Raw genomic sequence first — 13,323 nt, forward strand, 5'->3', positions numbered from 1 at the left:
CACTACGTCGGCGCTGTCCTCGCGAGGAACCACCTCAGAGCCCGCGGCGACGCAAGCTGACGGTCCACGGCAAGCGGCTCCGCCGCTTCGAAGAACACCTGTAGGAAGGGCGCGATGCTCACCGACAAGTTCGCCGCGGCGGTCGGCGAGGCCGAGAAGATCATCACCGGGGCCCCGCACATACAGAGCGAACTCGATCTCGTCGAGGGTTACGACTATCTCGCCGGCAGCATCCGCGCATCGCTGCAGATGGCGTGGGCGTACGAGCGCGACTTTCCGTTCTTCGTGCAGGCGACCGGGCCGTACACGAAGATGGGGCTCGACAATCCCGACACCCTGTATTTCCACTCGTACCTGCGCGAGGACGCCGAGTACGTCGTCACCGGCACCCGAGGCACCACGCGCGACCTGAGCTTCCAGGTCCTCAACGGCGACTACTCCCCCGTCGACGTGCCCGACAGCCTCACCGCGTTCGACGACCGGCAGATCGACATCGCGGACGACGGCAGCTACGAGATCCGGTTCGGGCCAGGGAACTCCCGCCCGGGCTACTTCACGCTCGGCGCGGGCTCGGCGATGCTCGTCGTGCGCGAGGTGTACAGCGACTGGGCACGCGAGCAGCGCGGGACGATCCGGATCCGGCGCGCGGACGGCTCCGGGCAAGCGCCACCCCCGCCGACCCGTGACCTGATGGAGAAACGGTACGGCGTCGCGGGCAAGATCCTGCTTTCGCGGCTACGGACCTTCCTCGCCTTCCCGAAATGGTTCTACCTGGACCTGCCGGTGAACACGCTGACCGAGCCGCGGGCCACGCCCGGCGGTCTGAGCACCCAGTTCTCCTCGGCCGGCCACTACGACCTGGCGGACGACGAGGCGATGGTGGTGACCGTGCCGAAGTCCGACGCGCCGTACCAGGGCATCCAGCTCGGCAGCAGGTGGTACATCTCGCTGGACTACCTCAACCACCAGACCAGCCTCACCGCCGACCAGGCGCGCACCGACCCGGACGGCAAGATCCGGTTCGTGATCAGCGAGCGCGACCCCGGTGTCGCGAACTGGCTGGAGCGCACCGGGCACACTCGCGGGTACATCCAACTGCGCTGGCAGCAGCTGTCACGGGACCTCACCCCCGCCGACGGACCCGAGTTCGAAGTGATCAAAGTGGACGATCTCGCTGGGAAACTTCCGTTCTATGACAACGCGAAGATCACGCCGGGCGAGTTCGCCGACCGGATCGCGGGCCGCCAGGCCGCCGTAGCCACAAGGATGCTCGGCTGATGCTGCTCCGGGACAAGGTCGTCGTGGTGTCGGGCATCGGCAGCGGCCTCGGCCGCGCGATCGCCCTACAGTGCGCCCGTGCGGGTGCCGATGTCGTGCTGGCCGCCCGCACCGAGGCGCGGCTCACCGAGGTCACGAAGGAGATCGCGGAACTGGGCCGCCGGGCGGTCGCCGTACCGACCGACGTCACCGACGAGGACGCGGCCGCCGCACTCGTCAGTTCCACTGTGGACGCCTTTGGGCGGGTCGACGCCGTGGTGAACAACGCGTTCGCGATGCCGCCGATCTCCGAGCTGACCAAAGTGGACCTCGATCCGGTGCGCGAGTCGTTCGAGACCAATGTGTACGCGGCGATCCGGCTGGCCCGGTTGTTCGCCGGAGAACTGGAGAAGACCCGCGGTTCGGCGGTAATGATCAACTCCGCGGTGCTGCGGCATTCGCGGCGCGGGTTCGGTCCGTACAAGATGACCAAGGCGAGCCTGCTCGCGGCCACCCAGGTGCTTTCGACCGAGCTGGGCCCGCGCGGGATCCGCGTCAACTCGGTCGCGCCCGGCTACATCTGGGGCGACAACCTGAAGTTCTACTTCGCTTATCTGGCGCGGAAACGGGATATCACGCCGGAACAGGTCTACGAGGAGACGGCAGCGACGATCGACCTGCGGAAGCTGCCGGAGCCGGACGAGATCGCCGATGCCGTGGTGTTCCTGCTCTCGGACCTGGCGCGCGCGATCACCGGGCACTGCCTGGACGTCAACTGCGGGGAGTACCACACATGACACGGGAAAACGTTGGTACGGTCCAGGATCTGCACGAGTCCGCCACCCGGTTCACCGGTCTGGACGACTTCGGCGCGGAGGACTACCGCGAGGGCCTGGCCGTGCTGTTGGAGTCCTACGAGCGGGATGCCGCGCTGACGCCGTACGGGCGCCGCGTCAAGCGCGCGTTCCTGCGCGGCGCGCTGGTCGCCCGGCTGCTCAGCGAAGCGTCGTGGAAGCAGCATCCCGAGTACGCCGACGTGCCGATCGAGCGTCCGATCTTCGTCACCGGGCTCCCGCGCACCGGCACCACGGCGTTGCACCGGCTGCTCACGGCGGACCCCGCACATCAGGGGCTGGAAGTGTGGCTCACCGAGGTGCCGCAGCCGCGCCCGCCGCGCGCGACCTGGGCGGAAAACCCGGTGTTCCAACGGATCCAGGCCGGGTACGAGCAGCATCACGTGGCGCACCCGGAGTTCCTGGGCGCGCACGAGATGTCGGCGGACCAGGTCGAAGAGTGCTGGCAGCTGTTGCGGCAGACGGTGAAGTCGATCTCGTACGAATGCCTTGCTCACCTGCCAACGTATTCGGCCTGGCTGAGCCGGCAGGACTGGACGGACGCCTACGCCCGGCACCGGCGCAACCTGCGGCTGATCGGCTTGCCGGACAAGGACAAGCGGTGGGTGCTGAAAAATCCGAGCCACCTGTTCGCGCTCGACGCGTTGCTGGCGGTCTACCCGGACGCGCTGGTGATCCAGACCCATCGCGCGCCGCGGACGATCATCGCGTCGGTGTGCAGCCTGAACGAGCAGGCATCGGAGGGCTGGTCCACGGCATTCCGGGGTTCGGTGGTGGGTCGGGCGCAGCTGGAGTTGTGGGCACGCGGCGCGGAAACGTTCCTTGCCGATCGCGCTCGGTACGACCAGGCACAGTTCTGCGACGTGTACTACGAGGGTTTCGTCGCCGACCCGATCGGCACGGTCGAGTCGATCTACCGGCATTTCGGCCTGCCGCTGGGCGACGAGGCCCGCTCCGCGATGACGGCACTGAGCCGTGAAAGCGCTTCCCGGCCCGGCCACCGGTATGCGCTGGAAGACTTCGGTCTGGTCGCCGAGCAGGTCGACGAACGGTTCGCGCGCTACCGGGAAGCCCACACTCGGGTGGCGTGACCGGTGTGCCGGGCGAACTCCTCGGGGGCGCTCACCGGATCGGCCGACAGCAGCGCGGTCAGCAGGATGCGGGCCTGTGAGGGGCGCAGCAGCCCGGCCGGGATGGCGCCCGCCTCGACGAGATCCCGGCCGCCGCCGTTGCCGTAGAGACCGGCGACGGGCCCGGCGTGCACGCGGGTGGACAGGGCGAAGACGATCCCGGCCTCGGTGAGCCGGGCGACGGCGTCCCGGATCGGCGGGTTGGCGTTCCCGGCGCCGGTGGCCTCCAGGACGATCCCGGCGGCGCCGGCCACGACGACGGCGTCCAGCGCGGTGGTGTCCGCGCCCGGGTACAGCGCGACGATGTCCACCCGGGCGTCCATTTCGGACAGTTCGATCCGCGGCGGCCGCTCGGGTGCGCCGGTGAAGACGAGGCTGCCCTCCCGAACCTGGCCGATCGGACCGTGGTCCGGGCTGGAAAACGCCGCCGCGGCAAGGGTTTGCGTCTTACGGGTGCCGCGAGCGGCGAACACCGCACCGTCGAACACGATGAGCACGCCCCGGCCGTGGGCGCGCTCATCGGCCGCCACGGTGATGGCGTCGGCGAGGTTGCGGGGGCCGTCGGTGTCGGTCGCGTCGGCCGGGCGTTGCGCGCCGGTGAACACGACCGGGCGCGGGTCGTCGTGGACGAGATCGGCCAGGAAAGCGCTTTCTTCCATGGTGTCGGTGCCGTGCGTGACGGCGACGCCGAGCACGTCCGGGTCGTCGAGGGCGCGGCGGATCTCCCGGGCGATGCCCGCCATGTCGGCCGGGGTGAGCAGGTAGCTGCCGAGCCGCAGCACGTCGCGGCCCTCGACCGGCACGCCGGCCTCGAACGGCAGGCGCCGCAGCAGCGCACTCACCTCGTCGCTGGCGACACTCGCGCCCCGCTCGTTCGCGCGCGAGGCGATCGTGCCGCCCGTCGACAGCACCACGACCTTGCCCACCAGGCGTCCCTTCGTCATCGGTGCGTTGGACACGTGTCAGCATAAGGTCGAAGATCGGTGGCCATGAGTGAACGGGTCGGTGACGACGACTTCGCGGACATCCTCGCCCAGGTCCGGCGCTTCATCCGGGACGACGTGGTGCCGCGCGAGAACGAGATCATGGCCGCGGACCGGATCCCGGACGATCTGCGCGCCGCCGCGGCGGAGATGGGGCTGTTCGGGTACGCCATCCCGGCCGAGTGGGGCGGGCTGGGGCTCGACCTGCGTCAAGACGTCGAACTGGCGATGGAGTTCGGCTACACCACCCTGGCGCTGCGGTCGATGTTCGGCACCAACAACGGCATCGCCGGGCAGGTGCTGGTCAACTACGGCACCGACGAACAGAAGAAGCAGTGGCTCGAGCGCATCGCCTCCGGTGACGTGGTGGCCTCGTTCGCGCTGACCGAACCCGGCGCGGGGTCGAATCCCGCCGGGCTGCGCACTCGCGCCCGGCGGGACGGCGACGGCTGGGTCCTCGACGGGCAGAAACGCTTCATCACCAACGCCCCGGTCGCGGACCTGTTCATCGCGTTCGCCCGCACCCGCGACGCCGCCACAGACAGCCCTGGTATCGCCGTGTTCCTCGTGCCCGCCGACGCCGCGGGCGTCGGTGTCGGGCCGAAGGACGCGAAGATGGGGCAGGAAGGCGCCTGGACGGCCGACGTGCACTTCGACGACGTGCGGGTACCGGCGTCCGCGCTGGTGGGCGGCGCCGAAGAGGTCGGCTACCGGGCCGCGATGTCGTCACTCGCACGCGGCCGCGTGCACATCGCCGCCCTGGCCGTGGGGTCCGCGCAGCGCGCGCTCGACGAGTCGGTCGCCTACGCCGCCGCGAACACCCAGGGCGGCGTCCCGATCGGCGACCACCAGCTCGTGCAGGCCATGCTCGCCGACCAGTACACCGGTGTCGCCGCCGGGCGCGCCCTCGTGCGCTACGCCGCCGCGGCCTACGACACCGGTGCCGACCGGCGCATCGCCCCGTCCGCGGCCAAGCTGTTCTGCACCGAGATGGCCGGCCGCGTCGCCGACCTGGCGGTGCAGGTGCACGGCGGCACCGGGTACATGCGCGAAGTCCCCGTCGAACGCATCTACCGCGACGTCCGCCTGCTCCGGCTCTATGAAGGCACCAGCGAAATCCAGCGCCTCATCATCGGCGGCGGGCTGCTCCGGGGGCAGCGGAAGTCCTGACCCGGCCCCGGCTGCTATCGTGGCTAAAGCGGCCAAACATACTCATAAAATTGGCTCCACGGCGCGCATGACGTCGTCGGCGAAGGGGAAACGGGATGTCCGACACCGGTGCTCAGCGGGCCACGCCCCGGTTCCGCCAGCGGTCGGCCAAGATGGCCGAGCTGGTCGCCCGGCAGATTGTCGAGGACATCGTCGCACAGCGGCTGCCCGCCGGCGCGAGCCTGCCGAGCGAGGTGCCGATGCTCCAGATGTACGGCGTCGCGCGCGGGACGCTCCGGGAAGCACTGCGCATCCTCGAATACAACGGGCTCGTGCGGGTGCGGCCCGGGCGTGGCGGCGGCGCCACGGTGGGCTCGGCGGACGCGTACAACTTCGGCCGGACCATGACGTTGTTCCTGCAGATGGGCCGCACCGAGTTCACCGAACTGGTGGAGGCCCGGCTGATCATGGAACCGATAATGGCGCGGCTCGCGGCCGAGCGGCGTGACGAGGAACGGCTCGCCGAACTCGCCAAGAGCATGGGCGAGCACAAGGGCCTGGAGACCCACGACCAGGCCCGCTACCTCGAAGTGGTGCAGAACTTCCACGGCGTGGTCGCGGGTATGTCCGGCAACGGCGTGCTCGACCTGTTCGGCCGGGCGCTGAAGGAGATCTACACCGAGCGCGTCATCGCGGCCGAGAAGCCGCCCGCTCGCTGGGGCGAGGTCCGCAAGGAGCACGAGGCCGTCGCCCAAGCGATCTTCGACGGGGACGGGGCGCGCGCCGAGGAACTGATGCGCGCGCACATGGTGGAGCTCAAGGCCGGTTTCGAGCGCAGCTACGCGGCACTGCGCACCGAGATCATCGGCGCGTGGTGACGCCGCGGCGTCAGTTCCCGGCCGGCACGGGGTACTTCACGCTGGCGCCGCCGTCGATCACCAGGGTCTGCCCGGTGATGTAGCCCGCCAGATCCGACGCGAGGAACGCCGCCGCGCGGGCCACCTCGTAAGGTTCGGCCAAGCGCCCCAACGGGATCTCCGCGCGGTACAGCTCCGCCAGCGCTCCCTCGGCGAGATGCTGCCGCCGCGGGGTGCGCGTCGGGCCGGGCGCCACCGTGTTGACCCGCACCCCGTACTCCGCGCCCTCGATGGCCAGGCTCCGCGCCAGCGACACCAGACCGGCCTTGGCCACCCCGTAGGCGGCCCGCACCGGCGACGAACCCAGCCCGTTGACGGAGGAGATGAACACCAGGCTCCCCCGCCGCTGCGCCATCATCGGCTTCAGGACTTCGCGCGCGACGAGGAACTGCTGCTGCAGGTTGATGTCCAGCATCTGGTGCCAGACCTCGTCCGGCATCTCGGCCACCGTCGCCGCCGGGCCTCCGTGACCGACCACGTTGATCACGACATCGAGCCCGCCGAACGCGTCGAGCGCCGCGCCGACCAGCCGCCTGACTTCGTCCGGCCGGCGCACGTCACCGACCAGAGCCGCCGCCTCGCCCGGGTGGTGCGCCAGTTCCGCGGCCGCGGTCGCGGCCCGGTCCGGGTCCTGGTCCACACACCCGACATGGGCGCCCAGCGCGCCCAGCAGCCGGGCGCATTCCAGCCCGATCCCCGGTCCGACCCCGACCACGAGGGCCCGGGCGCCACGCAGTCCCGGGTCCAGCGCGTCGGTCTGGACGGCGGTAGCCACGTCGTCGGTCATTTCTGTCCTTTCTGGACGGTCGAGGTCAGGCGGACGCGGTTTCCTTGTCAGCGGCCAGTACCCCGGCCTTGCCCATGTTCTCCCGCCGGATCTCCTCGATGACCACGGTCACGGTCTCGGGCGCGACGGAGAACGCTTCCACCACCCCGTCGGTGATCGCGCGCACCAGGTGCCGCTTCTGCTCCACCGACCGGCCTTCGATCGCCTGCACGATGATCCTCGGCATCACACACATCCCTTCGATTGACGGTTTTCAGGAAAGGGCGCTCGCGAGCACCGTCTCCACCGGCTGGGTGTCGCGGTCGACCCGCCAGCGGGTGTCCTCGTCCTGCCACTGCCGCCCGAGCGGCGCGACCGCCGGCAGCACCTCGCGGGCCAGCAGGCTCAGGCTGTCGCGCACCTGGTTGCTGGTCATCTCACCGGCCTGGTTCATCAGGATCACGTTGCCCACGCCGGTTTCGTCGTAGAGCCGCCGCAGTTGCGCGGTGACCGTGTCCGGCGTGCCGACGAGCAGGATGCCCTCCTCGACGAGCCGTTCGAAGCTGTACCGGCGCACCTCGCCGAGCTTGCCGCGCAGCGCTGCCACCGCGGCCGCGGTCGAGGAGTAGCCCGGCGGGTTCGCGGCGCCGAGCCGCAGCCTGCCCTGCTTGAGGTACCAGGTCAGCTGCTCGCCGACCCGCCGCGCCTCCTCCTCGGAGGACGCCACGTGACACAGCGCCAGGTAGGCGAACTTGTCCGGCCCCGGTTCCGGCTGCCCGGCCGCGATCGCGGTCTGCCGGTACAGCCGGAAGGACTTCGCGGTGTCGGGGTAGGTACCGAGCAGGTTGCACAACGTGTAGCCGTGCGCCGCGGTCCACTCGACCAGTTGCCGGGTGGTGCCGCTGACCCAGATCGGCGGGTGCGGCTGCTGGTAGGGCCGCGGCCACACCGCCACGTACCGGTAGTGGTAGTGGCGGCCTTCCCAGGAAAAGAGATCGTGATTGGTCCAGGCCTCGACGATGAGGTCGTGCGCCTCGGTGAACATCTCCATGTTGTGCACGGGATTCTGGTTGGACGGGAACGTCTCGCCCTGCACGCCGCGCACGAAACCGCAGTTGATCCGGCCCGCGCTCATCGCGTCGAGGAACGCGATCTCCTCGGCGACCCGGACCGGGCTTTCCCGGTGTGGCAACGGGGTGCCGAGCACGAGCACCCGGCCGTTGCGGGTGCGGCTGAGCACCGTCGCCGCGCTCAGCGTCGCGGACACGTGCAGCGTCGAGGCGGACTGGTGGTGCTCGTTGACCATCAGGTCGAAGCCGAGCTCGTCGGCCAGTTCGTACTCGTCCAGATAGCGCTGGTACAGCTCGTATCCGCGGACCGGGTCGTAGAACCTGTTGGGAATGAAGTACTTCAGGCCCCGGTGCGCTTCCTCGGCCTCCGGCGGCACATAGGGATACGGCATTTCGGTGAAGTGGAACAGCTTCACTGCGTCGCTCCGATCGTCTGCCGTCCGGACACAAAGGACAGGACGGCTTCGGCGAACTCGTCCGGGGTTTCGAGGTACGGATAGTGCCCGCTGCCGGGAAACTCCACGTACCGCGCGCCCCGCAGCAGCCCGGCCAGCTCCCGGCTGTGCTCCGGCTTGACGAGCCGGTCGTGGCTGCCCGCGATGACGAGCGTCGGCAGGTCGAGCACGTGCAGCCAGCGCCGCAACCGCGGGTCGTGCAGGAACGGTTTCCACGCCAGCCGCGCGATCGTCGCGCGGTCCTCGAATGCCCGCTCGTACTCGCCGTCGTCGAGCCCCTTGGGCAGTCCCGGCATGCGCAAACCGTGGCAGGCGGCGGGATTCGCCCAGCCCAGCGCCACCACCTCCGCCGGGTCGAGCAGCAGGATGTCGGCGAACTCCCGGTCCATCCGGCCGAACAGCTTGACCCCGTAGGGCGCGACGAGGGTCAGCGACGCGAACCGCGCCTGGTCGCGCACCGCCATCTCGAGGGCGATCCAGCCACCGAGGCCCGCGCCGGCGAGATGCGGCGCCGGTCCGCCGCGGAGTTCGAGTTCGTGCAGGTAGTACTGGGCGACGTCGGCGATCGAATCCCAGTCTTGCGCCAGTTCGTCGTGCTCACCGAAACCGGGGTGGCGCGGCACCTCGAGATCGACCGAGTCGGCCAGCCCGGCCAACGCGCCGACAGGTCCGGGGAGTACATCCGCGTCGTGCAGGAACAGGAGCCGGGCTCGGTCCGGGTCGGTCACGTTGGTTCCTCCCTCGCTCACCTAAACATACTAAACATAATCCTATTTAACGGGCAAGGCCTCCGGCGTCATCCGGTGCTCGCCGTAGCCGATGGGTTCGAGCGGGCCCAGGTCGGCGCGGAAGACCCGTTCGATATCGGCGACCTCCCAGCGTTCGGCCTCGAGCATGCCGCCGATGGCCGGGTGGTTCAGCAGGCCGAGGCCGCGGCGCGCCCGGCGCACGATCTGCCCGGTGATCCCCTGCGCGGCGTCACTGAGCAGAAAGGTCACCACCGCCGCGACCTCGGCCGGCTGGGCGTGGCCGTCGTGGGGCGGCAACTTCATGTCCGTGACGGCGAGCGGGGAGATCGCGTTGACCCGGATGCCGAGCGGCGCCAGGTCCAGCGCCCAGCCGTAGGTCAGCGACGCGACGGCGCCCTTGGTGGCGCCGTACACGGCCGTGCCGGGATGCCCGAGGTGGGTCCCCGAGGTCACGTTGACGATCGCACCCGTCTTGCCCAGCTCCCGAAGCCGGGCGATCGCGGCCAGTCCACAGTGGACTGTGCCGAGGAGGTTCACCTCGATCAGCGCGTGGATGCGGGCGAGATCTTCGGCCCAGGGCATGGCCTGATGGAAGAGCCCGGCGTTGTTGACCAGCCCGTCCAGGGTGCCGAACCGGGAGACGCAGCGTTCGACCAGTTCGGCCGCGCCCGCGGGATCGGTGACCGAATGCGTGTCGGGCTCGGCGGTCCCACCAGCTGCCACGATCTCGGCCACCACTGATTCGGCGGCCGCGGCGTCGATGTCGTTGACCACCACGGCGGCACCGGATTCCGCCACATGCCGGGCGTAGGCACGGCCGAGCCCGCGGCCCGCGCCCGTGACGATGATCGCCCGGCCGTCGAGGTACCGGCTCATGCCCCGACCTCGAACGCGTTGTTGATATGCGCGATGGTCTGGTAGTAGCCGATCGTCGCCACCAGTTCGAACACGCCCGAGCGGGACCACAGTTCGGTGGCCCGCGCGAAAACCGGCTCAGGGACACGGTTTCCGGTGAGCAGGTCGCTCGTGAACGCGTGCGTCACCTCAGCGGTTTCGTCCGGCAGCACGGGTTTTCCGGTCTTCAGACTGGCTATGGTTTCTTCCGGCACCCCAGAGTCACGGGCCAGGTTTTCGTGGGCACGCCACTCGGTCGCGCAGTCGGTATGCACGGCCACGGTCAGGATCGCCAGTTCACGCACCACCGCCGGGAGCGCGCAGTGGTAGCGCACCGCGACCCCGGTCCGTTCCAGCGCGGCGCCGACCGCCGGGCTGAGCAACATCGCCCGGTACGGTCCACTGAGGACTCCGTCGCCGTCCGCGACGGGGAAGAACCGGGCCTGCTGCTGCCGTGGCCCGCCGACGATGGTCTGATACAGCTCCGCCTGCGCCGGCTCCAGGTCAGCGGGAGCCAGCCGGGGCAGTCGAGCACCGTCCACCGTCAACTCCGCGCCGACGGCTCGCGCGTGCGCGCGAGATGGCTGAGCAGCAACGCCGCCACGGTGTCCGGCTGGTCCATGTTGGGCGCGTGCTTGGCATCGAGGCGGTGCACGGTGATCGCCGGGGACAGCCCGGCGAGGTGCTCCGTCCACCCCGCGGCCATCAGCGGGTCACGGTCCCCGGCGATGACCAGCACAGGCACGGACACGGATTTCAGTGCCTCCGGCCAGGAATCCGGCGCCGGTTGCGGTGTCCGGGTGGGATGCTTGAGCTTCCCGGCCAGGACCGCTTCCACGTGTCCCGGCTTGAGTGTGTTGGCATAGCGCAGTTTCAGCACCTCGTCGAGCCCGGGATAGTCGTCGACCATCAGCGCTGTGAGCCGCCGCAGGTCCTGCTCGGTGCCGTCGAACCGGCCCAGTTCGGCGACCGCTTCCTTGACCCGCCACGGTCCCCCGCTGCCGGAGATGCTCGTCGCGCTCAGCACGGGCAGCGTCGACGCGGCGAGCGCGCGCAGCACCAGCGAACCACCGAAGGAATGGCCGACGAAGTGCGCGCCGTTGATGTCGAGCGCCGCGCAGAACGCGGCGAGGTGCGCGGTCCGGAACGCGTAGGGCGAGCGGTCGGTGTAGACGACCTTGTCGGTGTCGCCGAAGCCGAGCAGATCCGGTGCGAGCACGCGGTATCGGCCGCCGAGGCGCGCCATGATCTCGTGCCAGCTCGTGTACGCGTCCGAACCGAACGCGCCGTCGTGCACCAGCACCACGGTCGCCTCCGGGTGCTCCGGCGTCACCTCCCAGTAGTGGGTCTCGACCGAACCTGCCTGAATCGTGTTGTCCCGCAAGGGTTGTCCTTCCTCAGTCCGCTTGCCACGGGGCGAGCATCCGGCCCAGCCTGCTGATCGCCGCCGACGCGAGCCAGCCCGTCAGCCCCACGATGGCCAGGCCGACGAACATCACCGACACGTCGAGTATCTGCCAGGAATTCCAGATGAGATAACCGATCCCGCCGTCGCCGGAGACGAACTCCGTCGACACGACGATGATCAGCGCCTGCCCGAACCCGAGCCGCAGGCCGCTGACGACCGACGGGATCGCGGCGGGCAGGATGATCTTCCGCAACCGCACCAGCCGCGGCAGTTCGAACGCGGTGGCGACGTCGCGGTACACCGGGTTCGAGTAGATCACCCCGGCGGCGGTGTTGATGCACACCATGAAGAACACGCCCAGCGCGACCAGCGCGATGATGCTGGTGTCGCCGATCCCGAAGAAGATCAGCATCAACGGGAACAGCGCGAGCTTGGGCAGCGGGTAGATCCCGTTGATCAGTGCGCTGAGCGCGTACCGGGTCACCGCGTGCAGCCCGGTCGCGAGGCCCGCCGCGAGCCCGGTCACCGCCCCGATCACGAACCCGATACCGAGCCGGATACCAGACTCGCCGAGGTTCGTCAGCAGGTCCGCCCGCCGGTCCGGCTGGATCAGCAACCGCGCGGCGTCGGCCAGGATGCCCGTCGGGGACGGGAAGAACCGCTCGTCCAAGAGGCCGGTCCGGCTGGCCAGTTCCCACAGGCACAACAGCACGAGCGGGGTCAGGATGGCCCAGGCCCGGCGCTTGGCCCGCTCCCGCGCCTGGCCGCGGCGCAACCGGTCGGCGGATTCGGTCACGTCGGCGGAGGCCACCATCCGCGACATGCTCTGGGTGGTCATCACGCGGCCCCCACCTTCGTCGGTTCGGCGGTATCCGCCGGCGACAGCGAGACGCCGACCTCGTTCGCGATCACGTCCCACAGTTCGACGACGAGATCGCCGAACGCCGTTTCGCGGCGCAGCTCCGTGACGCTCGACTTCGTGGTGGCGACCTCGCGGGTCATCCGGATCCGGCCCGGGCGCGCGGAAAGCACCACGACCCGGTCCGCGACGGTGACCGCCTCCTCGATGTCGTGCGTCACGTAGAAGACGGTCGAATTGGTCTGCCGCCAGATCGTCAGCAGTTCCTGCTGCATCACCAGCCGGGTCTGGGCGTCCAGCGCGGCGAGCGGCTCGTCCATCAGCAGCAGGTGCGGGCGGGTGGCCAGCGCGCGGGCGATCGCGACACGTTGCCGCATGCCACCGGACAGCTCGTGCGGGAACGCCTTCGGGAACTCGGCCAGCCCGACGAGCCGGAGCACGTCGGCGGTGCGCTCGTCGATCTCACGGCGGGCCAGCCGCAGCTTGCTGAGTCCGATGTGGACGTTCTCCTCGACCGTCAGCCAGGGCAGCGTCGAGTCGGTCTGGAACACCGTGGCGCTGGTGAGCCGCCCCTCCTTCCGGGCGCCGGCGGTCAGCTGCCAGTCCACCTCGCCGTCGTAGGTCCGGTCGAGGCCGGCGAGGATGCGCAGGAACGAACTCTTCCCGCACCCGCTCGGCCCGATGATCGCGACGACCTCGCCCTGGTGCACGTCGAGTTCGATGCCGTCGAGCGCGTGCACCGCCTCGTTCTTGCGGCTCAGGAACACCTTCGTCAGATTCCGGATCCGGACGGCCGGCGCGGCGTTGCGGTCCATCATCCTGTCCTCCTTGC

At 69.8% G+C, this 13,323-nt stretch carries 15 protein-coding genes; 5 read left to right on the forward strand and 10 right to left on the reverse strand.

Annotation, left to right across the window (positions count from 1 at the left end):
- Positions 1-114 precede the first annotated feature (114 nt).
- The 3 genes from LOZ83_RS17190 to LOZ83_RS17200 are packed head-to-tail and all read left to right on the forward strand — an operon-like array spanning position 115 to position 3,202.
- Positions 115-1,278 carry a hypothetical protein gene (locus tag LOZ83_RS17190; RefSeq protein WP_236791776.1) on the forward strand — a complete coding sequence of 388 codons (1,164 nt, stop codon included), beginning with the start codon at positions 115-117 and terminating at the stop codon, positions 1,276-1,278.
- Positions 1,278-2,054 carry an SDR family oxidoreductase gene (locus tag LOZ83_RS17195; protein WP_236791777.1) on the forward strand — a complete coding sequence of 259 codons (777 nt, stop codon included), beginning with the start codon at positions 1,278-1,280 and terminating at the stop codon, positions 2,052-2,054. Before LOZ83_RS17190 ends, LOZ83_RS17195 begins: the two co-directional genes overlap by 1 nt.
- Positions 2,051-3,202, forward strand: a complete 1,152-nt coding sequence (locus LOZ83_RS17200; RefSeq protein ID WP_236791778.1) for a sulfotransferase — start codon at positions 2,051-2,053, stop codon at positions 3,200-3,202. The genes LOZ83_RS17195 and LOZ83_RS17200 overlap by 4 nt, the downstream gene beginning before the upstream one ends.
- On the opposite strand, the gene LOZ83_RS17205 is transcribed toward LOZ83_RS17200, so the two are convergent.
- Complete coding sequence (locus LOZ83_RS17205) at positions 3,172-4,185, reverse strand: asparaginase (RefSeq protein ID WP_236791779.1); 1,014 nt, start codon at positions 4,183-4,185, stop codon at positions 3,172-3,174. The two genes, LOZ83_RS17200 and LOZ83_RS17205, sit on opposite strands and share 31 nt — an antisense overlap.
- Before the next feature lie 45 nt (positions 4,186-4,230).
- Between LOZ83_RS17205 and LOZ83_RS17210 the strand changes: the two genes are divergently transcribed.
- Positions 4,231-5,394, forward strand: coding sequence for an acyl-CoA dehydrogenase family protein (locus tag LOZ83_RS17210; RefSeq protein ID WP_236791780.1), 1,164 nt, complete (start codon positions 4,231-4,233; stop codon positions 5,392-5,394).
- A 95-nt stretch (positions 5,395-5,489) separates the two neighbouring features.
- Positions 5,490-6,251, forward strand: coding sequence for a FadR/GntR family transcriptional regulator (locus LOZ83_RS17215; RefSeq protein ID WP_236791781.1), 762 nt, complete (start codon positions 5,490-5,492; stop codon positions 6,249-6,251).
- Between the two features lie 10 nt (positions 6,252-6,261).
- Here LOZ83_RS17215 and LOZ83_RS17220 read toward each other — a convergent pair whose 3' ends face one another.
- From LOZ83_RS17220 to LOZ83_RS17260, 9 genes are read right to left on the reverse strand one after another with little or no spacing between them, the layout of a single operon-like run.
- Positions 6,262-7,077: an SDR family NAD(P)-dependent oxidoreductase gene (locus LOZ83_RS17220; protein WP_236791782.1), complete on the reverse strand. Its 816-nt coding sequence runs from the start codon at positions 7,075-7,077 to the stop codon at positions 6,262-6,264.
- A gap of 25 nt (positions 7,078-7,102) precedes the next feature.
- A complete protein-coding gene (locus LOZ83_RS17225; RefSeq protein WP_236791783.1) occupies positions 7,103-7,303 on the reverse strand; it encodes a tautomerase family protein in 201 nt (66 codons plus the stop codon).
- A 27-nt stretch (positions 7,304-7,330) separates the two neighbouring features.
- The gene (locus tag LOZ83_RS17230; RefSeq protein WP_236791784.1) at positions 7,331-8,542 is read right to left on the reverse strand and encodes an LLM class flavin-dependent oxidoreductase; all 1,212 of its coding nucleotides are present in this window, start codon (positions 8,540-8,542) and stop codon (positions 7,331-7,333) included.
- Positions 8,539-9,330, reverse strand: coding sequence for an alpha/beta fold hydrolase (locus LOZ83_RS17235; RefSeq protein WP_236791785.1), 792 nt, complete (start codon positions 9,328-9,330; stop codon positions 8,539-8,541). The genes LOZ83_RS17230 and LOZ83_RS17235 overlap by 4 nt, the downstream gene beginning before the upstream one ends.
- A gap of 21 nt (positions 9,331-9,351) precedes the next feature.
- Positions 9,352-10,206: an SDR family NAD(P)-dependent oxidoreductase gene (locus LOZ83_RS17240; protein ID WP_236791786.1), complete on the reverse strand. Its 855-nt coding sequence runs from the start codon at positions 10,204-10,206 to the stop codon at positions 9,352-9,354.
- Positions 10,203-10,766, reverse strand: a complete 564-nt coding sequence (locus tag LOZ83_RS17245; RefSeq protein ID WP_236791787.1) for a carboxymuconolactone decarboxylase family protein — start codon at positions 10,764-10,766, stop codon at positions 10,203-10,205. Before LOZ83_RS17245 ends, LOZ83_RS17240 begins: the two co-directional genes overlap by 4 nt.
- Positions 10,767-10,768: 2 nt before the next feature.
- Positions 10,769-11,608, reverse strand: a complete 840-nt coding sequence (locus tag LOZ83_RS17250; RefSeq protein WP_236791788.1) for an alpha/beta fold hydrolase — start codon at positions 11,606-11,608, stop codon at positions 10,769-10,771.
- Positions 11,609-11,621: 13 nt separating this feature from the next.
- Positions 11,622-12,470, reverse strand: coding sequence for an ABC transporter permease (locus tag LOZ83_RS17255; protein ID WP_236791789.1), 849 nt, complete (start codon positions 12,468-12,470; stop codon positions 11,622-11,624).
- Positions 12,470-13,309 carry an ABC transporter ATP-binding protein gene (locus LOZ83_RS17260; RefSeq protein ID WP_236791790.1) on the reverse strand — a complete coding sequence of 280 codons (840 nt, stop codon included), beginning with the start codon at positions 13,307-13,309 and terminating at the stop codon, positions 12,470-12,472. Before LOZ83_RS17260 ends, LOZ83_RS17255 begins: the two co-directional genes overlap by 1 nt.
- Between the last annotated feature and the right edge of the window lie 14 nt (positions 13,310-13,323).

Source organism: Amycolatopsis sp. GM8, from assembly GCF_021653975.1.
Lineage (GTDB): Bacteria > Actinomycetota > Actinomycetes > Mycobacteriales > Pseudonocardiaceae > Amycolatopsis_E.